This is a genomic window from Oceanobacillus sp. FSL K6-3682 (assembly GCF_037976165.1).
Taxonomy (GTDB): Bacteria; Bacillota; Bacilli; order Bacillales; family Amphibacillaceae; genus Oceanobacillus; species Oceanobacillus sojae.
The window spans coordinates 359,899-382,680 of record NZ_CP150263.1 but is presented as its reverse complement, the minus strand read 5'-3'; the positions used below and the strand labels follow the sequence as shown (position 1 = coordinate 382,680).

Here is a 22,782-nt window from a genome sequence, read left to right as displayed (position 1 = left end):
TTGATGTTGACATTTGTATATATTACTCATGAATACAAAAGAATGTATGAGACCCCGTTTTTATTGATAGCAGGAATTCTTTTGCTGCTGATTTTGGGAAGTATTTATAGCAGGAAGTTTCAACAAAACCTTACGCATGTTATACAACGACAAATGTTTTCAAGGCTAAACATTTCCAGTTTATTAAATGGATTCACATACAATTTTTCGATATATGGGATAATGTATTTTCTGTCTATTTATTTCCAAGATAACCTATATCTATCTTCACTGGAGACAGGTATTAAATTTCTGCCCTTAACCGTATCAGCCATGTTGATATCCTCATTTTTATCACTAATATTAGTTAACAGGATTGGGCAAACATTTACACAACAGCTGTGTTTATTTGCAATTATTTGCGGCAGTTCCATATTGTGCATTTATTTTGGAATTTCGGGTGTGCCCAGTTTCATTTTAATTAGTTTCATTCTTTTAGGTTTCTCCGGGGCAATAGCACCGGTACTAATGAATACAGCATTTTTGACGACGAGCAAAATGTACCACAATGAAATTTCTTCTTTGGTTAATCTACTTCGTCAAATGGGCAGTATTATCGGGATTATGATTGTTTCTATCATGTTACATTTTTTCGAATCTAAAATAGCTATCTTGTATTTCCTGCTGTTGACAATGTTATCCTCGTCTATAGCTTATCTGTACTTAGTCTGGGCACATAAAATGGAGGAAAGATCATTCAAATGCAATGATAAAATAACTGGCTCCCATACTAATAAGGGCGAGGGGTGAGCTGTATAACAGCTTTTATACTTCATCTATATATAAAATAATTTATAATCAAGTATGCACAAAAAAGACCTGAGGATGATTTTCTCCTCAAGCCCTTTGTTATTTTGTATTTTTTGAGTAAACAATTTTTTTAATACTATCATAGGAAAGACAAAAAGTTTCTGAGAGTTTATCAATAGATATTCCAGCACTGAATTTCCTGCTAATTTCAGCGTTTCTTTGATCCAGATATTCTCTGGCCCCTGTTTTTTCTCCCCATTTTTTCTTTCCTCCCGCATTTTCGGAATATAAATTAACTCGCCGTGTACATATCTCTGTATTTCTTTAAGTAACTCTTCTGGGAAAACATAATCAGCTTTTATATATCTCATTCTAACTCCGCCTCTTAAAAATGTAATTAATTTTAAAGCAGCAAAGTTTATACTATAAACTGTTCCTATCAGGCCAGTTAGGCGGTTATTATTTTACTCCACACAAAGTACCACTATTGTTCATAATATAGACTTTGCGTGGAGTTTAACAAGTACCATACCAATCATTGGAACTCTCGAACTCACTGGAATCATCTCCTTTTTTCACTTACCATATATAATTGTTTAACTTTAAAAAACCGCTTTAGATACTTTTAACATGGTATTGAAAACAGAATTGTTTCCAAAGCCGTTACAGGGTTGATCTCTCCTGTAAATCATATACATCTTTCGGAATTATAAAATGAACATAAATTTATTTAATAACCGCCCTTAGAAACCTTCCTAAGCACTTCCATATCTAAACCAAGAATAGCATCCATATGATTGTTAATAACCTGAATATCTAAATCCCACCACCTTATCTGTAACAACTCTTTTATTTTAGATTCAGAAAATCTTTTTTTGATTTGATTAGCAGGATTTCCTCCCACAATGGTATATGGTTCAACATCTTTTGCTACGATTGAGCCGGCTCCAATAATCGCTCCATCCCCTATGGTTACACCAGGCATAATCATAGCATCCATACCGATCCAGACATCATTACCAATAATTGTATCTCCCTTTAGAGGCAGCATATCCAGCGAGGGTGTATGCTTTTCCCAGCCATTTCCGAATATATTAAAAGGGTAAGTAGAACCATCCATGCGATGATTCGCTCCATTCATGATAAAAGTAACTCCAGGCCCTATCGAAGAAAACTTTCCGATAATCAATCTATCCCCTATTAATTCATAAAGATATAAAACTTGATCTTCAAAAGACTCTCCATTCTTACTGTCATAATACGTGTATTCACCAGCTTCGATATTCTTTTTTGTCAGCAATGGTTTGATAAACTGAACATTTTTATTTCCAGCTATCGGATATATTTGATTTGGATCCGGCCCTTTTATTATTTCTGTCATATATTCACGCCCTTTTTATGAATTTTTTCTAATACAGCCTATTTTATTACACTCTAACGCAAACCATATCTCTCCATCTTCATTGCATGTGATGCCATGAGGTTCTGAGGTTGATGTTGGAATGTCATATTCATTTATCTTTCCATTTGTAAGCGAAATCTGACCAATTTTATTTGTCCCCACTCCGTAAACCATATATCATTATTTGTTCCTGGAGCAATCGTATGCGGACGTGCATTTGAAGCTGGTATATCAAATTCTGTAATTTTCCCATCTGTCGTGATTCGCCCTATTTTATTTCCAATGATTTCGACAAACCAGACAGCATCATCTGAACCAGTAGTAATACCGACCGGGCCTGATGATGCTGTTGGTATAGGATACTCTGTTAGCTCCCCTGCATCTGTAATCCTTCCAATGACATTATTTTAATTTTCAGTGAACCAAAGTGCGTTGTCTGAACCCAAAGTAATGAAAGCAGGATAGGATTCCTTATTGGGCAAATCATATTCATGAATCATACCATCAGCGTTCAGCTTTCCTATACGGGCTCCCTTCATTTGCGTAAACCATATATCACCATTTAGTCCCTCTGCTATTCCATACGGTTCTGAATCAGGATACGGCAATAAGTATTCTGTAAAATTACCTGCTGTTGTCAGTTTCCCTATTTTATTGGCAGCATTTTCTGTAAACCAGATATCACCGCTGGATGAGACAGTTAAGCACATCAGCTTTGCGTTTGGAGTGGGTACTTCATACTCTTTTATTTCCCCATTCTTATTGATGCAGCTTATTTGGTTTGCTTTATATTGGGTAAACCAAATATTTCCGTCTTTTGCTGCAGCAATACCATAAGGACCGGAATCAGCTTTAGCGATTGTAAATTCTGTTATATTCATTTTCATCCTATTCCTCCATTTAACCATTAGATTTTTTAACGAGCTTCTTAAACGTATTATCCAGCTATTATAGAGATAGACATATTAAAAACCCCCAATTCATATTCTGAACAGGAGGTAATCATAAATAACAAAAAGAAAATACCTTTTGATTATTATGAAGTACATGATGAATCCTATTCGGAAAATGCAATGTTATAAATGTCAGGTTTCTGAATAGGAGGATGATGTACCAATATTTTTCTGTTTCGTATTATTGGAGTAAAAAAGCACAGACTTATCCTATCCAGAAAACGTTTCGTGACCTATAACGAATGTTTTTCTTATAAATAGGATTAATAAATCATGTACTCTTTTCACCCTTTCAACGTTTATCTGCTTTAAGTTTAAACATAGTGGTTTATAAAAATCAAGCTATTATTACATCTGTTAGCAAATAATATAAGTTTTCATATAAAAATACCTCCACCAACTGAACGTTTATGAATTTTGTATCCCAAAGAATGCCTAAAATTAACCTCACTGGCTCTAAACATCATTTGTTACGTATGATACAATCATGAAAAAGGAGGTGCAGCATGGGGATTTGCAAAGAACTCTTGTATTAAGAATTTCTATTATTACAGGAGGTATTTATTATGAAAAAAATATTACTTGATACAGATATTGGCGGCGATATTGACGATGCAGTGTGCCTGGCATACTTATTAAATGAACCTCAATGCAGTTTAATGGGGATTACAACCGTATGCGGTGAACCAGAAAAAAGAGCCGCTGTTGCTGATGCGATCTGCAAAGCAGCTGGCCGGGAAATCTCAATTGTTGCAGGCCTGGATACAACACTGCAACCTGTACCGGTATATCCAACGCCGGACGGTGCTTCGGCATTATCTAATTGGAAGCATAATACCTATAAAAAAGCGGATGCTCCAGCGTTCATGTATCAACAGATTAAAGACCATCCACATGACATTACTCTAATCGGTATTGGCAATATGACGAATATTGCTGCTCTATTTCGTGACTATCCGGACGCTCCCGGTCTATTAAAAGGTCTATATCTGATGAATGGATATTTTGCAAAAGAACCATTGCCTGAGCCTTGGTATAATTGGAACTCCTGGGCAGATCCACTGGCATCAAAAATCGTGTTTGCTTCCAACGTAAAAGCCCATAAAGCTATTCCACTTGAGGTTACGGGGAGGCTTACTATTGAAGCAGCACGGGCAAATGAATTGTTTCACACAAATTCAAGTTTAACCAAAGCAGTTCTCGACTTTGGGAATGCCTGGTTAGAAAGCTCCAATCAATTAACGTTACATGATCCTTTAGTGCCCGTTTCCATTTTCCACCCGGAAATATGCCAATTTGAAAAAGGCTTTGTCGCCGTTGAAACAAATGAGGAATCATCGATGGGTTCCACATTCTTTACAACAAATAAAAATGGAAATGTAGACATTGCAAGAACGGTAGATAAAGAAGCTTTCTACCACATCTTATTATCTACATTAAATAAAGTTATATGAAGTATGAAAGAGAAATTCCACCACTTGTAATCAGCAGAGCCACTGCCAATGGTGAAGCCGGGAAAAAATGGCTGGAGAAACTGAACGATGTTATTTTAGAACTTGAAAACCAATGGAAAATTAAAGTTGGACAAACCTTATTTGGCGGTTCAACTGCTTTTGTAGCAAATGCAGTAAACGGGCAAGGAAACGAGTATGTAATAAAAATGGAAATGCCTGATAGTGTCTGGCAAGTTGATTTTTCTAATGCGATAAAAGCTTTAGAGCTGGCAAACGGCAATGGATATGTAAAATTATTTGCCTATGATTACGATAAAAAGGCTTCTTTATTAGGACGCCTCGGGAAACCTTTAAAAGAGACTGGCAAACCAGTTCTTGAGCAGATTAACATTATTTGCTCAACCTTACAAAAAACATGGACTGTTCCTTTCCAGCATTCCACATTGCAAAGCAACAAAGAGGTTTTTTCTTGGTTTAGCGGGTTTATTGAAAGCACCTGGAAATCGTTAAATTACCCATGCTCAGAGGGGACGATTGCATTTGCCTATCGTTTTCTCCACTCAAGACATAAGGAAGAGAATCCGAAAAATCATGTACTCGTTCACGGGGATGCCCATAACACGAATATTTTACAAGATACATCCAAAGAAAATCAGTTTAAATTGATTGATCCAGATGGCATAATCTACGAAAAAGCTTATGATTTAGGTGTTTTGATGAGAGAATGGACTGAAGAATACAAGCACCATCCTGTAGAAAAAGGTATGGAACGGTGTGCCCATTTGAGTATGCTAACAGGTGTGGACAAACAAGCCATTTGGGAATGGGGCTTCCTTCAGTGTGTCTCCACTGGATTATTATTGCTGGCAATTGACAATAAATCCGGTAAAGATTTGTTAGCAGTTGCAGAGGCTTGGTCAGATAAAAGGTAGCTGTTTATTCTTTTAGATTACTATTACAAATTAGGGCAAGAGTCTATCTTAAAAAACTTTAGATGCTCTTTGTCAATTAAACGATACAAATAACTTTTTAATAGTCAAGAAAACCGGATTTTTATACGAAACACCGGTTTTCTTGACTTCCACACAAATTAATCCAAAAAGCATTGTCGATCATGAAACCGAATTAATATTGGCCCGCAAAATAAGTTGTAATCATTTTAATCTTAGCGTCTTTTTTATTGCTGGCAAACCCAAAAAAATCTGCAATATAAATCTGTCTGCCATCATTTAACGTCATGGTTGTATGTGAAGCTCCTTCTTTACCATGGGTAAGATTCATAGCTATTTCCACGCTGCTGACAGGGTAATCTGTTTCAGATACTTTTTGAGAAAAGTTCAGAAATCCATGAATCTCCTCCCTATTAATCACACACCATATAACGTCCTCCGTTAAGACATCTTTTAATATTTCTTCCTTGCCGGCGGCACGCCCTATAATAAAATCACGAATAATTCTTCTTTTGGGGGCATTGTCACATTTTAAATCACCAAGAACTGCAAAGTCAGGAGTGAATGAGAGCTGATTACTCTCCGCAAACTTTAATCCTTTTTCTGTTAGTGTATCCCTTAATATGCTGACTGCTTTTGGTCCGACACCATGAATTTTAAGCAGTGTTGTTTCATCAAGCCTAGCAGCATCTTCAATTGTTTTAATATTTATATGATGAAGGGCATTCATTGCAGGCTTACCGATTTTAGGAAGTGGACTACTCATGGGTAACTAAACTCCTTCCGGGAAATAAATATATTATTCCAGTTTAACATTTATTTTGGTCTTCCGTTACTATTGAAAGGGGCACGATAAACTTATCTGTCACATTTTTGAATGCCGAACTAAAAGATGTTTCTTCTAATGGCTACTTGATCATCCCATCTAGCTGCAATGCAGTTTTAACAGCACAAATAAGCTCATTTTTCAACATTAGCTCTATTATTATTTTCATTAACTCTTAACATCAATAAAACGCAGCATTCCTTTTTCAACAGATATCACATCATCCTGATTAAAAATAATACAGGCTTTTCCTCCAGCATGCTTATCAGAATCAAACTCACCAAGAACTGTTACGTAACCCTTTTCAAAAAAATAAATAAGATGTTTGTCATTTTCCTCTGATTCAAAGGCTGCTAAATCATTATGTAAATACGCTCTCATTGGTTTGTCGTATAATTGCATGTATATTTCTCCCTTTAAAGATAGTTTGAAAAACCAATTATAGCATCCTCATAATTTAGTTTGAAGCTGAGGGCTAATTTTATTTTGAAATAAATTTCGATTGAATGTGCTATATACGGCAAAAAGGATTTTGAAGAGAAAAATGGAGCAAACAAAGAGGGAAAGTTATAAATATGTATGCAAAAAAAAAACTCTCTCACAACTTGTCTTCTTTACGGGAGTAGCTTCCAGTCATCGAGTAATTTTCCTAAAAAAAGACCTCATAGAGAGGGTTTAAATCATTGACCCGCAGCTTAGAAGGCTGTTGGGCATGAGTTAAGGTCATCATGATAATTCTTATATTAACATACAAATGTATGAGATTTGCATCATAAATATATATAAGTAATGGGCCTGAGTGGACTCGAACCACCGACCTCACGCTTATCAGGCGTGCGCTCTAACCAGCTGAGCTACAGGCCCACTTTAATAATGGAGCGGGTGAAGGGAATCGAACCCTCATCATCAGCTTGGAAGGCTGAGGTTTTACCACTAAACTACACCCGCATATTTAAGATGGTGGCTCGGGACGGAATCGAACCGCCGACACAAGGATTTTCAGTCCTCTGCTCTACCGACTGAGCTACCAAGCCAATTAACTATTATGTATGGAAGAATTAAAGGGATTCGAACCTGTGACTCTCTAATTACAAGTCAGCGGTTCTATCAGTTGATCCAAGGTGGTATATGGCGGTCCGGACGGGACTCGAACCCGCGACCTCCTGCGTGACAGGCAGGCATTCTAACCAGCTGAACTACCGGACCATTTTGGTTGCGGGGGCAGGATTTGAACCTGCGACCTTTGGGTTATGAGCCCAACGAGCTGCCAGACTGCTCCACCCCGCGATATGAATTTATAAGTCTTATATGGTGGAGGATGCAGGGCTCGAACCTGCGACCCCCTGCTTGTAAGGCAGGTGCTCTCCCAGCTGAGCTAATCCTCCATTATTGGTGACCCGTACGGGATTCGAACCCGTGTTACCGCCGTGAAAGGGCGGTGTCTTAACCGCTTGACCAACGGGCCAGGTATTATTTTCCAGTTAATAGGAAAATAAATAATTTCACAGGCAGATTTTAAAAGTTAAACTTCAAATCTACGACCAGTCGGTTATTAACCGAAGTTCTACCATTAAGGTACTGTGAAATAAGGATTGCCTGGCGGCGTCCTACTCTTGCAGGGGGAAGCCCCCAACTACCATTGGCGCTGAAGAACTTAACTTCTGTGTTCGGCATGGAAACAGGTGTGACCTCTTCGCTATCGCTACCAGACTTATTTATTTAGGATTTGCACCCTGAAAACTAAATAAGAGTAATGTGACATCAAAAAACTTAGATAAGTCCTCAATCGATTAGTATCCGTCAGCTGCACGTGTCGCCACGCTTCCACCTCGGACCTATCAACCTCATCGTCTCTGAGGGATTTTACTCACTTGAAGTGATGGGAAGTTTCATCTTGAGGGGGGCTTCATGCTTAGATGCTTTCAGCACTTATCCTTTCCACACGTAGCTACCCAGCTATGCTCCTGGCGGAACAACTGGTACACCAGCGGTGTGTCCATCCCGGTCCTCTCGTACTAAGGACAGCTCCTCTCAAACTTCCAACGCCCACGACGGATAGGGACCGAACTGTCTCACGACGTTCTGAACCCAGCTCGCGTACCGCTTTAATGGGCGAACAGCCCAACCCTTGGGACCGACTACAGCCCCAGGATGCGATGAGCCGACATCGAGGTGCCAAACCTCCCCGTCGATGTGAACTCTTGGGGGAGATAAGCCTGTTATCCCCGGGGTAGCTTTTATCCGTTGAGCGATGGCCCTTCCATGCGGAACCACCGGATCACTAAGCCCGACTTTCGTCCCTGCTCGACTTGTAGGTCTCGCAGTCAAGCTCCCTTCTGCCTTTACACTCTACGAATGATTTCCAACCATTCTGAGGGAACCTTTGGGCGCCTCCGTTACCTTTTAGGAGGCGACCGCCCCAGTCAAACTGCCCGCCTGACACTGTCTCCGAACCGGATTACGGTCCTGGGTTAGAATGGTCATACAGTTAGGGTGGTATCCCACGGGTGCCTCCACGTAAGCTGGCGCTCACGCTTCAAAGGCTCCCACCTATCCTGTACAAACTGCACAAACATTCCATATCAGGCTACAGTAAAGCTCCACGGGGTCTTTCCGTCCTGTCGCGGGTAATGCGCATCTTCACGCATAGTATAATTTCACCGGGTCTCTCGTTGAGACAGTGCCCAAGTCGTTGCACCTTTCGTGCGGGTCGGAACTTACCCGACAAGGAATTTCGCTACCTTAGGACCGTTATAGTTACGGCCGCCGTTTACTGGGGCTTCGGTTCAAAGCTTCGCTCCGAAGAGCTAACTCTTCCCCTTAACCTTCCAGCACCGGGCAGGTGTCAGCCCCTATACTTCGCCTTTCGGCTTCGCAGAGACCTGTGTTTTTGCTAAACAGTCGCTTGGGCCTATTCACTGCGGCTCACTCACAAGTGAGCACCCCTTCTCCCGAAGTTACGGGGTCATTTTGCCGAGTTCCTTAACGAGAGTTCTCCCGCTCACCTTAGGATTCTCTCCTCGCCTACCTGTGTCGGTTTGCGGTACGGGCACCTATGATCTAACTAGAGGCTTTTCTTGGCAGTGTGAAATCAGGAACTTCGGTACTATATTTCCCTCCCCATCACAGCTCAGAAATATGTCAGACGGATTTGCCTATCTGACTTCCTCGCATGCTTGGACGCACATCCATCAGTGCGCACTCCTTATCCTCCTGCGTCCCCCCATTGTTCAAACAATCATGAGGTGGTACAGGAATATCAACCTGTTGTCCATCGCCTACGCCTGTCGGCCTCGGCTTAGGTCCCGACTAACCCTGAGAGGACGAGCCTTCCTCAGGAAACCTTAGGCATTCGGTGAAAGAGATTCTCACTCTTTTTTCGCTACTCATACCGGCATTCTCACTTCAAAGCGCTCCACCAGTCCTCACGGTCTGACTTCTCTGCACTTTGAACGCTCTCCTACCATTGTTCGTAAGAACAATCCGCAGCTTCGGTGATACGTTTAGCCCCGGTACATTTTCGGCGCAGCGTCACTCGACCAGTGAGCTATTACGCACTCTTTCAATGATGGCTGCTTCTAAGCCAACATCCTGGTTGTCTGTGCAACGCCACATCCTTTTCCACTTAACGTATACTTTGGGACCTTAGCTGGCGGTCTGGGCTGTTTCCCTTTCGACTATGAACCTTATCACCCATAGTCTGACTCCCAAGTTGAAGTAACTGGCATTCGGAGTTTGACTGAATTCGGTAACCCGGTAGGGGCCCCTAGTCCAATCAGTGCTCTACCTCCAGTACTCACGATCTTGAGGCTAGCCCTAAAGCTATTTCGGAGAGAACCAGCTATCTCCGTGTTCGATTGGAATTTCACCGCTACCCACACCTCATCCCCGCATTTTTCAACATACGTGGGTTCGGGCCTCCAGTCAGTGTTACCTGACCTTCACCCTGGACATGGGTAGATCACACGGTTTCGGGTCTACGACCGCATACTCATTCGCCCTATTCAGACTCGCTTTCGCTACGGCTCCGTGTCTTCCACTTAACCTTGCATACAATCGTAACTCGCCGGTCCATTCTACAAAAGGTACGCCGTCACCCATTAACGGGCTCCGACTACTTGTAGGCACACGGTTTCAGGTTCTATTTCACTCCCCTTCCGGGGTGCTTTTCACCTTTCCCTCACGGTACTGGTTCACTATCGGTCACTAGGTAGTATTTAGCCTTGGGAGATGGTCCTCCCGGATTCCGACGGAATTCCACGTGTTCCGCCGTACTCAGGATACACTCCGGAGGAAATTCCTTTTCAACTACAGGGCTGTTACCTTCTTCGGCTGACCTTTCCAAGTCGATTCGTTTAAAGAATTTCTTTGTAACTCCAATGGAGTGTCCTACAACCCCAAGAAGCAAGCTTCTTGGTTTGGGCTCTTTCCGTTTCGCTCGCCGCTACTCAGGAAATCGATTTTTCTTTCTCTTCCTCCAGGTACTGAGATGTTTCAGTTCCCCGGGTCTGCCTCATCTACCCTATGTATTCAGATAGATGTCCTGTCCCATTACGAACAGTGGGTTCCCCCATTCGGAAATCCCCGGATCAAAGTTTACTTACAACTCCCCGAGGCATATCGGTGTTAGTCCCGTCCTTCATCGGCTCCTAGTGCCAAGGCATCCACCGTGCGCCCTTATTCACTTAACTAAAGTTTTGGAATAAGTTTGCTGATTACTTCGTAATCAGTTGTGTTGCTATATCAATAGCTTTTTTGCCTTATTTCTAAAGTTTGATGTCGTTGTTACTCTTATTTAGTTTTCAAGGTACAAGCTTCCACACGGATGTGGTGACTTCTGTGTTGTCACATGGACGTGACGGTTTTAACAGAAGTTCCTTGAGAGATTGCTCTCTCAAAACTGAACCAAACAACCAAGTACAAAATTCCGTTATATATCCTTAGAAAGGAGGTGATCCAGCCGCACCTTCCGATACGGCTACCTTGTTACGACTTCACCCCAATCATTCGTCCCACCTTCGGCGGCTGGCTCCAAAAAGGTTACCTCACCGACTTCGGGTGTTACGAACTCTCGTGGTGTGACGGGCGGTGTGTACAAGACCCGGGAACGTATTCACCGCGGCATGCTGATCCGCGATTACTAGCGATTCCGGCTTCATGTAGGCGAGTTGCAGCCTACAATCCGAACTGAGAACGGTTTTATGGGATTTGCTTGACCTCGCGGGCTTGCTTCCCTTTGTTCCGTCCATTGTAGCACGTGTGTAGCCCAGGTCATAAGGGGCATGATGATTTGACGTCATCCCCACCTTCCTCCGGTTTGTCACCGGCAGTCACCTTAGAGTGCCCAACTAAATGCTGGCAACTAAGATCAAGGGTTGCGCTCGTTGCGGGACTTAACCCAACATCTCACGACACGAGCTGACGACAACCATGCACCACCTGTCACTTTGTCCCCGAAGGGAAAACTCTGTCTCCAGAGCGGTCAAAGGATGTCAAGACCTGGTAAGGTTCTTCGCGTTGCTTCGAATTAAACCACATGCTCCACCGCTTGTGCGGGTCCCCGTCAATTCTTTTGAGTTTCAGCCTTGCGGCCGTACTCCCCAGGCGGAGTGCTTAATGCGTTAACTTCAGCACTAAGGGGCGGAAACCCCCTAACACCTAGCACTCATCGTTTACGGCGTGGACTACCAGGGTATCTAATCCTGTTCGCTCCCCACGCTTTCGCTCCTCAGCGTCAGTTACAGACCAGAGAGTCGCCTTCGCCACTGGTGTTCCTCCACATCTCTACGCATTTCACCGCTACACGTGGAATTCCACTCTCCTCTTCTGCACTCAAGTCCTCCAGTTTCCAATGCACGTTTACGGTTGAGCCGCAAGATTTCACATCAGACTTAAAGAACCGCCTGCGAGCGCTTTACGCCCAATAATTCCGGACAACGCTTGCCACCTACGTATTACCGCGGCTGCTGGCACGTAGTTAGCCGTGGCTTTCTGGTCGGGTACCGTCAAGGTACGATCAGTTACTATCATACTTGTTCTTCCCCGACAACAGAGTTTTACGATCCGAAAACCTTCATCACTCACGCGGCGTTGCTCCGTCAGACTTTCGTCCATTGCGGAAGATTCCCTACTGCTGCCTCCCGTAGGAGTCTGGGCCGTGTCTCAGTCCCAGTGTGGCCGATCACCCTCTCAGGTCGGCTACGCATCGTCGCCTTGGTGAGCCATTACCCCACCAACTAGCTAATGCGCCGCAGGCCCATCTGTAAGTGACAGCAAAAGCCGCCTTTCAACTTACCATCAGGAGATGATAAGTATTATCCGGTATTAGCTCGCGTTTCCGCGAGTTATCCCAGTCTTACAGGCAGGTTGCCTACGTGTTACTCACCCGTCCGCCGCTCGTTCCACGAACGTCCCTCCGAAGAGTTCTGTCCGCTTCCCGCGCTCGACTTGCATGTATTAGGCACGCCGCCAGCGTTCGTCCTGAGCCAAGATCAAACTCTCCATAAAAGTGTTTGTTTCTTTAGCTTTCAGAAGTCAACTTCTGACTTAAATATTCAAGAAAAACGAGGTGTTTTTCTTCTTTCGTACTGGTTGTTTTGTTCAGTTTTCAAAGAGCAATTTCTTTGTCGCTTTTAAAAACAGCGACCAAATTAATATATCATGCATTGAATTTATTGTCAATAACTTTTTTAAAGTTTTCTTTAGTTGTTATCGCCTTTTCAAAAGCACAAAAAGAATCATACCACACTATCAAACTAAAAAGCAATCATTTTTTTAATTTTTTTAATCCACTCTATCAAATAGCTAATTATCGCAGCATTCTTTTATAACTAATTAAATTCCTTTTTCACTCTGTTAATATTACGCAGATAATGGTACCAGTATAGTTTGCAGCTTAATTAAATAACATATAACAACTTACTTTCGCACATTAAAACAGGTATATAAAATTAGAGGAATCAGCCACCCATTGCTTTAATTGGCTTTGAATTTCCTTATTCGAATGTATGCTGGCATTATCTTGAATCTCGATTAATTAAAGACTACATATTTCTTGTATAGACTTATAAATACATTAATAAACTAGATTCTTTTTTTATAGTTCATTCGAATGCTCCTCCAGTTTAGAAAATCATTGTATATCAAAACTCGATAATATAATCCCCAGAAAGAATACCGTTATAATAAAAGCAGGAATGGATTATATTATTTTGTTTTTAACTGTAATGTCATCAAATTTTTTAAATAACTTAGTCAGCATAAATAATAAGCAGCCAAGAGCAGGAAGTATCCACACAATCAGTCCAAGCATGAGACTGCCAATATTAAGTAAACCGATCATATTTAGTTCCTCGTTTCATTTATTGTTTCTTCATTCTCTTTGTCGTCATCATCAAAAATAATTTCGATTGCGGTAAGCAATGCTGCAATCACAACCTCTGTTTGCACAGAAAGCGTAATACTATTCATCAACTCATCCACGGTAAACAGGACAAGCCAATTCGATGTGAATTCAATAATAATCCGGATAAAAAGTATCTTTGTTTTTTCCGTCATATTTCGGGTAGACAACACGAAAATTGATTTAGTAACCAATTCAAGTATGAGACCTACGCCAAACATGCAGATAACAAAAATAACCAAGGACCAAATTGAGTCATACTGAACGCCGAGCATTTTAAAAACTCCTGCCAGGCCAAAAAAATAAAGCCCAAATACAAAGCCCACTGCCAAAACAATAAGCAGTGTTATTCCTATAATTGCTATTATTTTTTCCTTTACGTTCTTATCACGAAAGGAATCATTTTCATTTTCTGACATACGTCTATTTCTTCCCCCTGTTCGTATTCTGCGATCTAGCAGGATAATAGTTACGCTCTATAGTAATATATACTTTTGTTTTTAGATAATTTACATCTTTTTGAAGCAATTATACTAAATTCAGAGCTGGCAGTATATATTTCTGAAACTTTAATAGTCCTTTACCTTTTGCAATTATATTTAATCCTCAGGGTTTTCAGTTAACACCCAGGGCATACGAGCTTCAAATTCTAATTGCAGAGCTTGGCCGAGGAGATTCATACTTTAAAAACGTTAATTCTTTCCCAAAACCAATGGTGAAATTCCCAGCGCTAACTGTATTAGTATCATTCCAGTCTGAATCAGCACAATATTCTCCTTCTACTAATTTCCCACTTAGATGATAGCTCCCCGAGTATAAGCCGTAAACCATCCTCCTGTTCACCAAACTCAGATAAATGGCTTGGTTTGGAAAGATTAATTCCTAGTCCAGTAAATACTTCTATTATTGCTGGGTTAAAATGTTTACTTGCTTCTATAAAATTCCTGCAATATAAACAATCACATATCTCTATATCCTTTGTATAGAATTTCTCTGTTTTATACAGGTCAACTTCTAACAACCACTTCATTAGTCTTATTTGCTTCATTCCATTCCCCCAAAAATTATACCCTTATAAAAAATCTGAAACTGATAGATGTTATTCATTTTATTATATAATTGACTTCAGACTCTTGTTCTTTCATCATTGAATCAGTTACAGGAATAATTTTTACTCATAACCTCCGCTGGATTCCGGCAGCTCTTTATACGCTTCCTTCCCTCTGATAATGCTAAATACATAATTGCGTAATCCAATTAGCTGCTCTGTATCGTCAGTTGGTTCACAGTAGGCTCCTGAAACAGAATGTGTTATTGTTTCACCATTAATAATAATTTCCCACTTGTCATCTTCGTGTGGCTCTATATTGCACATCGTTTCGTTTACAGGCTCAGGTATAAATTCTTTCGTTTCAACAATATTGATTTCTTTCATTTTCCCATAAATAGCTTTCATTTCTTCCTCTGTTAAGGTCACCTCTGCAGTTGCTGTTCCATCTGCTATTAAATCCTTTGTCACTGTACCTTCAAAAGTGTTAATTTCATTATTTTTTCCTACACCAAATTGAATAGAGAAATCAAAGTCATCCGGCATATTCTCTGGCATTCTTACAGAAGGATCAACTTGAGTCGGCTTGTTTTCATTTGTTTCATCAGATTGGCTGCATGCATTTAGAAAAAGTAAGAGTAAAATAAAAAGTAATCGTTTTTTCATGAATCGCCCTCCTTTTTAATTAAATAGACGAATGCAGTCCCATTTAGTTTCAGCTTTATCGAAAAAACTTCTTGTTGTACTGAAAAAGATTGCCCTCTTCAATAATTCCACCAGTCCACGTAACAATCCAATGCAAAATGTTACGGCGACTGCAATATCATGTTAATTAATTTCAGCCATGCTATGTGATCAATAAAAACTTACTAAAAGATACAGTTTAATAATCAGACATTTTAATATCCTTATTCGAGCATTGGCTGCAGATTACAGGAACATTCTCCCATTCAAAGCTCTTCCTGGGCATAGTCTGGGTCTTCAAATGGCTGGGAGGAAAATTCCATTTTATCCAGCACTTTTCACCTGTTTCTATAATCTTATCGCAATGGTCACAATGAAAATTTTTATCCTGATTATTATACATAAATCAATTCCCCCTCTCTATCTCATTCCCTAATTTAAAAAGAACGATATGTTATCCTCAACCTCTTTCCAACACCTAGTTACTTACTCATCCATATATTGTTTCTAATATTTCTATAAATTCAGTTTACACTAAACAGCTGTCTGCTTAAAATAAAGTTTAATCAAAAATGAACTTATCAAGGTATCATTCCAAAAATAAGAGCCTGTATTTGAAAAAATCATTCAAAACAGGCTCACGAACATATAACCCCAGTTTCTTCTATTTCAGATCCTCAAAAAACGAATCTTTTGTTTATATCTCTCATAATATTACGAAATAAGTTTAAGCCCAATCACTGAGCATAAAACCATTGTTATAAAAACCAGCCTCTTCCAATCCTTTGATTCGCCATAAAATATCATACCAATAAGCGCCCCACCGACTACACCAATTCCTGTCCAAATGGCATAACCAGTTCCCATAGGAATGAATTGCAATGAATAACTGAGTAAAGCAAGACTAGAACCAAACCCTAAAATGAGTAAAACAACGGTTTGCAAGTTTCGCTTTACAGAAAGCTGATTGATCATTGCAACACCAAATGTCTCCAGTAATCCCGCTATAATCAAAGTAAACCAGGCCATCAGGATTCAGCTCCTTTCTTTTCCTTATCAGGTGTAACTAATTTCAAGCCCATCACTCCAGTTAATAGTACTGCTATCAAAAGAATTTTCATCCATTGGAATGCTTCTCCAAAGAAAAGAATCCCCGCAATAACAGTACCTGCTGTTCCTAATCCTACAAAAACGGCATATACCGTTCCAGCCGGAAGCACCTGTGCTGCTGTAATCATTAAATAATTGCTGACAATAATAGCGATTATTGTTCCAGTCCAGGTCCAAAAATCATAAGAATGGGTCAATCCAATCACCCAAAAAATCTCCAAAAAGGCGGCAATAAACACTTTAATCCAGTTTCGACTCAACGAAAACACCTCCAATTTTATTCTTACCAAAAAAGACTAAAAAAACAAAAAAGCCCTGAGAGATAACTGTAGATACAGTTTCTCCCGGGCTTTTATCCCTCCGTGACACAGCAGTTCACTGTGTGTTTTCTCTCGGTCCAGACCAATATTAGAATTGCGGAACCCTAGAAAACATTTGCTTAACTCTATTCCTTTAATTTCTTATCATTATACACAGATTTTAAAATGATTCAAGTTTCTCAGACTTTAACAAAATGTAACGAATAAAAGAGCGTAACAGACTAAATTTACATCCTTGCTCTATATCACTTGTGAATGTTACATATATCCGCAATAATATTGATAATATAATTAATAATCACCAGAACTTTTTCGTATTCAAATATTTTACCCCAAATCGTATCCTTTTCTTTCTGTTTATCGTTAAAAGGATTGAAAGGAGCGCTTGAAAAGGAGTGTAAATCATGAATCAAAAGTTTAATCAGGCTTGGGAAGACTATGCTTCTTCGATATGGAAGGCTTGTCTGCATTTTACCAGCAATCCCCACGATGCAGAGGACCTTATGCAGACAACCTGGATAAAAGCCTACATAAGTTGGCGAAAGAAGCCTAAATCACTATCAAGGGCATACTTTACCACCATTGCAAAAAATACATGGATTGATGAGACTCGCAAACGGAAACTGCCAACCATTCCATATGAAGACAACTATCAGCAGTTCGGAGACTCTACTGAATTAGAAACTTCCTTAAATTTCACACATGTTTTAAATATACTTGTCACCAGACTAACCATAAACCAGCAAGTATTATTTCTTTTATCTGATGTATGCAGATGCAGTCTGAAAGAAATAGCATTTTTGACGAATATGAGTGTTGGAGCTGTGAAGGCAGCTCTTTTTCGGGCAAGACAGAAGGTAATAAATGAAGTTCGCGACAATATAGAAGAGCTCCACTCTGTAGATGAAGAAGAAGCACTTCGCGTACAACTGTACAGCCAAGCTTTGCAAAATGGGGATACCCAGCTTATTGCCAATCTTCTTACTGACAATGCGTGCATTCCAGCCTTATATGTTCAACAGCAGCAAGTCACTAATACTTTAGATTGCCAAATGACGGCTTAATTACTGAAAAACAGCTGGTTACAGACACTGTCTTTCAGGGGGAGGAATTAGACGAATGAGGGTACTACTTCTGGGCGGCACATTATTTTTAGGAAAACATATCGCAGAACAGGCTTTGAATAAAGGAATGGATATCACATTATTCAATCGTGGAAAAACAAACCCGGAATTTCTAAAAGATGTACCAGGTGTCACGCATCTTGCTGGTGATCGCAGTACAGACGATATCGAAAAACTTACAGATCACTGGGACGTGGTGATTGATCCAGGTACAGATCCAAATGATGTAGAACGCTCGGTAAATCAATTAAAGGATCGTTGCAATACTTATATTTACATCTCCAGCATCAACGCATATAAGCATCTGAATAAAGGACCTGTGTGTGAAACCGATGCACTCAATGAACTGGATAAAGGCGACTACGGCAGCAATAAGGTTACTTGCGAGGTCATTGTAAACAGGGAGTTTTATGATAACTCACTTATTGTCCGGCCAGGTCTTATTGTTGGACCAGACGACCCGACAGATCGCTTTACCTATTGGCCATGGAGAATAAATCAGGGCGGGAGAATACTCGTCCCAAATGTCAGTGATAATAAAAAAGTTCAGTTTATTGATGTGCGTGATTTGGCATCATGGATTATTAAGGCTATTGAACAAGGAGTAAAAGGAACATTTAATGCAACTGGTCCGAGAGAGAATTTGGGGTATAAAGCCTTTATTTTAACTTGCAAAAAATTAGTTTCACCAGCAAATACAGAGCTTTGCTGGGCAGAGGAATCTGTTTTACAAGAAAATCAGGTGCAGCCCTGGGTAGAACTTCCTTTTTGGCTTCCTGACTCTTTAAATATGAATGGGATGATGGATGTGAACAATGAGAGGGCTATAGAAGCAGGATTAAGCTTTCGTCCAATGCAGGAAACGATTTTGGATACACTCGAATGGAGCTTACATGAGCGGAATGGAAACTGGAAAGCAGGGCTTGAGAGCGAGAAGGAGAAACGTGTGCTGGAAGCTGCGGGAAATAACGCTGGTTAAGGTATTGATCAAATTCTTTTCGCAAAGTCGTATTATACTTCCAATGAAAAGAACCCATTTTGAAACAATAATCAAAATGGGTTCTTTAACTAAGAAAGGCCTCCGCACTCAGCCAACACCGATATTAGAACACGCTATTCGCCATAGGGTTTGATGTTGAAATGCCACACCTCATTTGTAAATATATTCATTTCATCTATATTTTCACATATAATTTCACTTAACAGCATCCGGAAGTTAAAAAATAAAATTACAGAAGTCCCGCAAAACGAATGATATACTTTTGACGGCAGCTCCTTTTCTTAATGTCCGAATGTCTGGCCTGTCTTTTCATCATTCATCTTCTTCAATCGCAGCAGCTATTCCTTTTATATTCATTATTCTATTAGTCTCTTCTTCACTTCCAGGGAAAATATAACACTCTTCTTCATGACTGGTTGTGGCAAGCCAGACTTCCCCATTTTTGAAAAACGATAAGTCTTCAGGATGCTCCGGCATCTCCCACTCATATAGAGATGTAACTTTTTCTTTAATAATTCTTTTAACCTTTTCATCCTTTGTATGGTAGTAATAAACCTTAGCTGTTTGCCCATCGCCTAAAATCGTACTTGCCCACTCGGACTCTTCTTTCATGGTAATTAAAGCAGAATCAATTGTTTTTAAAAACGTATCAAAGCTCTTTAAAGGACCCATATCCTTTCTTAGAACAAGATGAAATTGATCACATATATCAAAGCATACATCTATTAAATCTTGATACGTTGTTCCCTTTGCGTCTTTTTGTAATACTATCATTTTAATACTCCTTCTTATAATCTTTATCCAAAGTTGTCCCCTTATTTTGAAAAATCATTTTCGCTTTGATCATAAAACCTTGCACTGACAGATGGTATAAAGCTTATATTATAACTGCTTCCCATTTCTTGCTTCACTTTTTTCATTAAAGCAAAGCCTCTGCGGTTGAATTTATCTTCCATTTCAATCTCGTCAGGAAGTAATTTATCAGTATCCCAATCTATCCATTCTCCATACTTCGCTGCCCAAGATAGTAATTCTTCTTCTAATTGACTTGAAATCGGAATATCTTTTATATCGAGATTACTGCCGCACCTGTTACACCAAAATGGATCTGCGCCCATATCTCCTTCCATCTTTAAATCGTCGGGTTCTTTATTTTCACAACAATAACTTAAGGATAGTGATCTTTCTGCCGGGACTTTTTTGATCGTCAATAAATCCCCTTCCTGCAGCAGCAATTGTATCGGATCAGCAATTTCATGTAACAGTACTTTTGATTTTCTCCGCGCCTTCAACTCAAAATGATTTGAGCTGATTAAATGTGCTATTTGCACTGTACAAACTTTATAAGATTCTGTGTGATTGCGGATATATTGTACTAACGCCCGGAGCTCCCACTCTTTTTCCAAACCATCATATATTTCGATTTGAACTGGATAATCAAACCCTGGAATAACTTCATTGATTTCTATAAAATCAAGCGTGCCATTACCTTGTCCCATCTTTTGATCTGATGCTAAGTAATAGTAATTTGTCATTTGACAGCTCTCCTATCCTGGACGATATCATAATTAAATTCAGTAGATAGAAAATAATGAGAAAAACGTTTAATATTATTATAGCATTAGCATTGGTATATAGCGCTGTATCAATATAAATGACATTTGGATTTACGGTTGGATTAGCGTTTATGATCGCCTGTATTGATATACGATAATCCCTTACTATTTGGTGGAGTGTTTCCCCTGTTTTAACTGTATGAATCATATCCAGCACCTCACACATTTCTATCGTTATTGCACATCCGCATGCTTACTTCAACAAAACTTCTCCCGATAATTTGCCAAAGCAAGCAACGGAAACAGAAATTCATAGCTATGGTAGTGAATATAAAATCCTCCCGGCAGCCCCTGCCCCTTCGGATAGGCTGTCGTCCAATCATCTTTCTCAGAACTCTCCAGCAAATACGAAATCCCCCGCTCAATCTCAGGCGTTGCTTTTTCTTCTGCAGCGATCAATGTATCTATTGCCCAGGCTGTATGTGTACGCGTACTCACCTTCAGTGGAACATACTTTTTCTCTATATCACTTTTACAAGATTCTCCCCAGCCGCCATCCTGATTTTGAATGGCATACAACCATTTAATTGCTTTTTGAATCTGCGGGTGATCGCTATTTGTTTTAACTGCCGCTAATCCTGTAACAGCTGCCCAAGTTCCGTATATATAGCAGATTCCCCATCTGCCATACCAGGAGCCGTCCTTTTCCTGATTTTGCAGCAGCCACTTCACTCCTCGTTTAATAAAGGGCTGATACGTATCTGTATGGGTATCATTTCCGAAAAACTCCAATGTCCTCCCCGTTAAATCCGCCGTTGAAGGATCCAGCAGCATCGAGCCCCCTCCTTCAATCGGCAGCCAGGAAAGCAATGTATTATCCACATTTTTCTCAAAGGCAGGCCAGCCTCCATCATCATTCTGCATAGAAACTGCCCAACGGGTCCCACGGTCCCAAGCTTGGCGGTAAACGGTATTTTCACCGGCGAAAGAACGAATAGATCTTAATGCAGCTGTTGTATCATCCAAATCGGGGTTAATCGTATTAATATCGGAGAACCCCCATCCTCCAGGTATCACGTCTTGATTATGGATCAACCAATCGCCGTATTTCATCTGTTGTCTCTTCAGCAAATATTGATTTGCTTTGTCAATTACCTTTGTGGACGGGGATAAGCCAGCCTTTTGCAAAGCATGACTAATCAAAGCAGTATTCCAGACGTTTGCGGTCGTATACTGCATATGCGTTTGTTTTCCAATGTTGGTTTTAAACGACTTCAGGCCCTCTACAGCTTTGATAATAATAGGATCCTGTTTCGAATAACCTCTGGCCATCAGAGCAAATATCATCAAAAACGTCGAACTGAAATAGCTGTAAAACGTGCCGTCTGACTCTGTCCGATTTAGCATATACTCCTCCGCACGCTGCAAGGCCAATTCATGGAGTTGTTCCGGCAACCCTATCAGACTGCTAATCCCCCGTTGAAATGGAGTTTCAAAGGAACGCCAGCTGTTTAACTCCTTTTCCCAATCGCCATCATCTCCCCGCTGCAGGAATAAATCAGACAAATCGGGCGAACGCTTTGTTTTCCGGCTGAATTTATAATCTGCTGTAATTAATATAGGGATCAAATTTGACCTTGCGTACAGAGATAAGTCAAATATATTGAGAGGAAAGAAAACCGGAAAAAGAATGATTTTAACCGGAACAGGAAGATAACGCGGCCATTTGTACTGCCCTGTCAGAGCCAGCATAACTTTTGCAAACATATTAATTTCTTTTAAGCCGCCGTGCCGCTGGATAAATCTTGTTGCTAAACGAATCTCCTTGTCTTCCTTTTTTCGTCGGCCGGAGTACAGGAGCGCATAACAGGCCTCTACCGTCGCCGTGAGACTCCCTTCCGCTTCATCGTGGAATATTTTCCATGCACCATTTTTACCTTGTTTACGAAGAACTCTGCTTACCAGCGCATCGATGAGGTCCTCATCATCCATTTCCAATGTACGTAGGAGAATAATCATATAACAATCTGTTGATATCCCCGTTTCAAAGGGATACGTCCAGGATCCGTCAAGTGTCTGTTCTTCTATAAGCCTGTCAACCAGTTGATTTATTTCTGCATCCACCTTTTCTTTCATCAGAAAACCTCTCTTATAGAAACTATTT

At 40.4% G+C, this 22,782-nt stretch carries 17 protein-coding genes, 7 tRNA genes, 3 rRNA genes, 2 pseudogenes and 1 riboswitch; of the genes and pseudogenes, 4 read left to right on the top strand and 25 right to left on the bottom strand.

Annotated features, from left to right (window positions below; translation table 11 throughout):
• Positions 1-888: 888 nt before the first annotated feature.
• The 3 genes and pseudogenes from MHH51_RS02025 to MHH51_RS02015 form a co-directional block, all read right to left on the bottom strand.
• Positions 889-1,160 (bottom strand): annotated as a pseudogene (locus tag MHH51_RS02025) (CD3324 family protein).
• 359 nt (positions 1,161-1,519) lie between these two features.
• Positions 1,520-2,170 carry a Vat family streptogramin A O-acetyltransferase gene (locus MHH51_RS02020; protein WP_339284208.1) on the bottom strand — a complete coding sequence of 217 codons (651 nt, stop codon included), beginning with the start codon at positions 2,168-2,170 and terminating at the stop codon, positions 1,520-1,522.
• Positions 2,171-2,185: 15 nt separating this feature from the next.
• Positions 2,186-3,078 (bottom strand): annotated as a pseudogene (locus MHH51_RS02015) (hypothetical protein).
• A gap of 632 nt (positions 3,079-3,710) precedes the next feature.
• Here MHH51_RS02015 and MHH51_RS02010 point away from each other — a divergent pair.
• A complete protein-coding gene (locus tag MHH51_RS02010; RefSeq protein WP_339284206.1) occupies positions 3,711-4,598 on the top strand; it encodes a nucleoside hydrolase in 888 nt (295 codons plus the stop codon).
• Positions 4,595-5,530 (top strand): aminoglycoside phosphotransferase family protein, encoded by a 936-nt coding sequence (locus MHH51_RS02005; RefSeq protein WP_339284204.1) that lies wholly within the window; start codon positions 4,595-4,597, stop codon positions 5,528-5,530. Before MHH51_RS02010 ends, MHH51_RS02005 begins: the two co-directional genes overlap by 4 nt.
• Positions 5,531-5,723: 193 nt before the next feature.
• On the opposite strand, the gene MHH51_RS02000 is transcribed toward MHH51_RS02005, so the two are convergent.
• From MHH51_RS02000 to MHH51_RS01915, 18 genes are all read right to left on the bottom strand, one after another.
• The gene (locus MHH51_RS02000) at positions 5,724-6,314 is read right to left on the bottom strand and encodes a DNA-binding protein (RefSeq protein WP_339284202.1); all 591 of its coding nucleotides are present in this window, start codon (positions 6,312-6,314) and stop codon (positions 5,724-5,726) included.
• A 228-nt stretch (positions 6,315-6,542) separates the two neighbouring features.
• Positions 6,543-6,776 (bottom strand): hypothetical protein, encoded by a 234-nt coding sequence (locus MHH51_RS01995; RefSeq protein WP_339284200.1) that lies wholly within the window; start codon positions 6,774-6,776, stop codon positions 6,543-6,545.
• Positions 6,777-7,164: 388 nt separating this feature from the next.
• Positions 7,165-7,238: transfer RNA gene (locus MHH51_RS01990), tRNA-Ile, on the bottom strand.
• A gap of 10 nt (positions 7,239-7,248) precedes the next feature.
• Positions 7,249-7,322 (bottom strand) — tRNA-Gly (locus MHH51_RS01985).
• 10 nt (positions 7,323-7,332) lie between these two features.
• Positions 7,333-7,408, bottom strand: a tRNA-Phe gene (locus tag MHH51_RS01980).
• A gap of 95 nt (positions 7,409-7,503) precedes the next feature.
• Positions 7,504-7,580: transfer RNA gene (locus MHH51_RS01975), tRNA-Asp, on the bottom strand.
• A 4-nt stretch (positions 7,581-7,584) separates the two neighbouring features.
• A tRNA-Met gene (locus tag MHH51_RS01970) sits at positions 7,585-7,661 on the bottom strand.
• Positions 7,662-7,683: 22 nt separating this feature from the next.
• A tRNA-Val gene (locus tag MHH51_RS01965) sits at positions 7,684-7,759 on the bottom strand.
• A 5-nt stretch (positions 7,760-7,764) separates the two neighbouring features.
• A tRNA-Glu gene (locus MHH51_RS01960) sits at positions 7,765-7,839 on the bottom strand.
• Positions 7,840-7,968: 129 nt separating this feature from the next.
• Positions 7,969-8,084: ribosomal RNA gene (gene rrf, locus MHH51_RS01955) — 5S ribosomal RNA — on the bottom strand.
• Between the two features lie 60 nt (positions 8,085-8,144).
• Positions 8,145-11,065: ribosomal RNA gene (locus MHH51_RS01950) — 23S ribosomal RNA — on the bottom strand.
• Between the two features lie 253 nt (positions 11,066-11,318).
• Positions 11,319-12,881: ribosomal RNA gene (locus MHH51_RS01945) — 16S ribosomal RNA — on the bottom strand.
• Together the 16S, 23S and 5S rRNA genes with 7 tRNA genes alongside form the textbook arrangement of a ribosomal RNA operon.
• A gap of 694 nt (positions 12,882-13,575) precedes the next feature.
• On the bottom strand, positions 13,576-13,716 hold the full coding sequence (locus MHH51_RS01940; protein WP_339284198.1) for a hypothetical protein: 141 nt from the start codon (positions 13,714-13,716) through the stop codon (positions 13,576-13,578).
• A 2-nt stretch (positions 13,717-13,718) separates the two neighbouring features.
• Positions 13,719-14,195, bottom strand: a complete 477-nt coding sequence (locus tag MHH51_RS01935) for a regulatory YrvL family protein (protein WP_156989091.1) — start codon at positions 14,193-14,195, stop codon at positions 13,719-13,721.
• A gap of 341 nt (positions 14,196-14,536) precedes the next feature.
• Entirely contained in the window at positions 14,537-14,824 is a 288-nt protein-coding gene (locus MHH51_RS01930) for a hypothetical protein (RefSeq protein WP_186813747.1), read from the bottom strand.
• A gap of 123 nt (positions 14,825-14,947) precedes the next feature.
• Positions 14,948-15,490 carry a hypothetical protein gene (locus MHH51_RS01925; protein ID WP_147212673.1) on the bottom strand — a complete coding sequence of 181 codons (543 nt, stop codon included), beginning with the start codon at positions 15,488-15,490 and terminating at the stop codon, positions 14,948-14,950.
• A 732-nt stretch (positions 15,491-16,222) separates the two neighbouring features.
• On the bottom strand, positions 16,223-16,537 hold the full coding sequence (locus tag MHH51_RS01920) for a multidrug efflux SMR transporter (RefSeq protein WP_339284196.1): 315 nt from the start codon (positions 16,535-16,537) through the stop codon (positions 16,223-16,225).
• Positions 16,537-16,878 (bottom strand): multidrug efflux SMR transporter, encoded by a 342-nt coding sequence (locus tag MHH51_RS01915; RefSeq protein ID WP_339284194.1) that lies wholly within the window; start codon positions 16,876-16,878, stop codon positions 16,537-16,539. Before MHH51_RS01915 ends, MHH51_RS01920 begins: the two co-directional genes overlap by 1 nt.
• A gap of 79 nt (positions 16,879-16,957) precedes the next feature.
• Positions 16,958-17,057: riboswitch (guanidine-I (ykkC/yxkD leader) on the bottom strand.
• A 285-nt stretch (positions 17,058-17,342) separates the two neighbouring features.
• On the opposite strand from MHH51_RS01915, the gene MHH51_RS01910 reads away from it, so the two are divergent.
• Entirely contained in the window at positions 17,343-18,002 is a 660-nt protein-coding gene (locus MHH51_RS01910; protein ID WP_156989093.1) for a sigma-70 family RNA polymerase sigma factor, read from the top strand.
• A gap of 55 nt (positions 18,003-18,057) precedes the next feature.
• Positions 18,058-19,041, top strand: coding sequence for an NAD-dependent epimerase/dehydratase family protein (locus MHH51_RS01905; protein WP_339284193.1), 984 nt, complete (start codon positions 18,058-18,060; stop codon positions 19,039-19,041).
• A gap of 333 nt (positions 19,042-19,374) precedes the next feature.
• Here MHH51_RS01905 and MHH51_RS01900 read toward each other — a convergent pair whose 3' ends face one another.
• From MHH51_RS01900 to shc, 4 genes are read right to left on the bottom strand one after another with little or no spacing between them, the layout of a single operon-like run.
• Positions 19,375-19,836 carry a stage III sporulation protein AH gene (locus MHH51_RS01900; RefSeq protein ID WP_260053248.1) on the bottom strand — a complete coding sequence of 154 codons (462 nt, stop codon included), beginning with the start codon at positions 19,834-19,836 and terminating at the stop codon, positions 19,375-19,377.
• Between the two features lie 41 nt (positions 19,837-19,877).
• A complete protein-coding gene (locus MHH51_RS01895; RefSeq protein ID WP_339284191.1) occupies positions 19,878-20,597 on the bottom strand; it encodes a hypothetical protein in 720 nt (239 codons plus the stop codon).
• Positions 20,548-20,826 (bottom strand): LysM domain-containing protein, encoded by a 279-nt coding sequence (locus MHH51_RS01890; RefSeq protein ID WP_339284189.1) that lies wholly within the window; start codon positions 20,824-20,826, stop codon positions 20,548-20,550. Before MHH51_RS01890 ends, MHH51_RS01895 begins: the two co-directional genes overlap by 50 nt.
• Before the next feature lie 50 nt (positions 20,827-20,876).
• The gene (gene shc, locus MHH51_RS01885; RefSeq protein ID WP_339284188.1) at positions 20,877-22,754 is read right to left on the bottom strand and encodes a squalene--hopene cyclase; all 1,878 of its coding nucleotides are present in this window, start codon (positions 22,752-22,754) and stop codon (positions 20,877-20,879) included.
• Between the last annotated feature and the right edge of the window lie 28 nt (positions 22,755-22,782).

What these genes read in the sequence shown, in the direction of transcription:
- MHH51_RS01935 (WP_156989091.1), bottom strand. Translation starts at nt 14,195, where the DNA reads ATGTCAGAAAATGAAAATGATTCCTTTCGTGATAAGAACGTAAAGGAA.
- MHH51_RS02020 (WP_339284208.1), bottom strand. Translation starts at nt 2,170, where the DNA reads ATGACAGAAATAATAAAAGGGCCGGATCCAAATCAAATATATCCGATA.
- MHH51_RS01910 (WP_156989093.1), top strand. Translation starts at nt 17,343, where the DNA reads ATGAATCAAAAGTTTAATCAGGCTTGGGAAGACTATGCTTCTTCGATA.
- MHH51_RS01895 (WP_339284191.1), bottom strand. Translation starts at nt 20,597, where the DNA reads ATGACAAATTACTATTACTTAGCATCAGATCAAAAGATGGGACAAGGT.
- MHH51_RS02005 (WP_339284204.1), top strand. Translation starts at nt 4,595, where the DNA reads ATGAAGTATGAAAGAGAAATTCCACCACTTGTAATCAGCAGAGCCACT.
- MHH51_RS01905 (WP_339284193.1), top strand. Translation starts at nt 18,058, where the DNA reads ATGAGGGTACTACTTCTGGGCGGCACATTATTTTTAGGAAAACATATC.
- MHH51_RS02010 (WP_339284206.1), top strand. Translation starts at nt 3,711, where the DNA reads ATGAAAAAAATATTACTTGATACAGATATTGGCGGCGATATTGACGAT.
- MHH51_RS01920 (WP_339284196.1), bottom strand. Translation starts at nt 16,537, where the DNA reads ATGGCCTGGTTTACTTTGATTATAGCGGGATTACTGGAGACATTTGGT.
- MHH51_RS01995 (WP_339284200.1), bottom strand. Translation starts at nt 6,776, where the DNA reads ATGCAATTATACGACAAACCAATGAGAGCGTATTTACATAATGATTTA.
- MHH51_RS01925 (WP_147212673.1), bottom strand. Translation starts at nt 15,490, where the DNA reads ATGAAAAAACGATTACTTTTTATTTTACTCTTACTTTTTCTAAATGCA.
- shc (WP_339284188.1), bottom strand. Translation starts at nt 22,754, where the DNA reads ATGAAAGAAAAGGTGGATGCAGAAATAAATCAACTGGTTGACAGGCTT.
- MHH51_RS01940 (WP_339284198.1), bottom strand. Translation starts at nt 13,716, where the DNA reads ATGATCGGTTTACTTAATATTGGCAGTCTCATGCTTGGACTGATTGTG.
- MHH51_RS01900 (WP_260053248.1), bottom strand. Translation starts at nt 19,836, where the DNA reads ATGATAGTATTACAAAAAGACGCAAAGGGAACAACGTATCAAGATTTA.
- MHH51_RS01930 (WP_186813747.1), bottom strand. Translation starts at nt 14,824, where the DNA reads ATGAAGCAAATAAGACTAATGAAGTGGTTGTTAGAAGTTGACCTGTAT.
- MHH51_RS01890 (WP_339284189.1), bottom strand. Translation starts at nt 20,826, where the DNA reads ATGATTCATACAGTTAAAACAGGGGAAACACTCCACCAAATAGTAAGG.
- MHH51_RS02000 (WP_339284202.1), bottom strand. Translation starts at nt 6,314, where the DNA reads ATGAGTAGTCCACTTCCTAAAATCGGTAAGCCTGCAATGAATGCCCTT.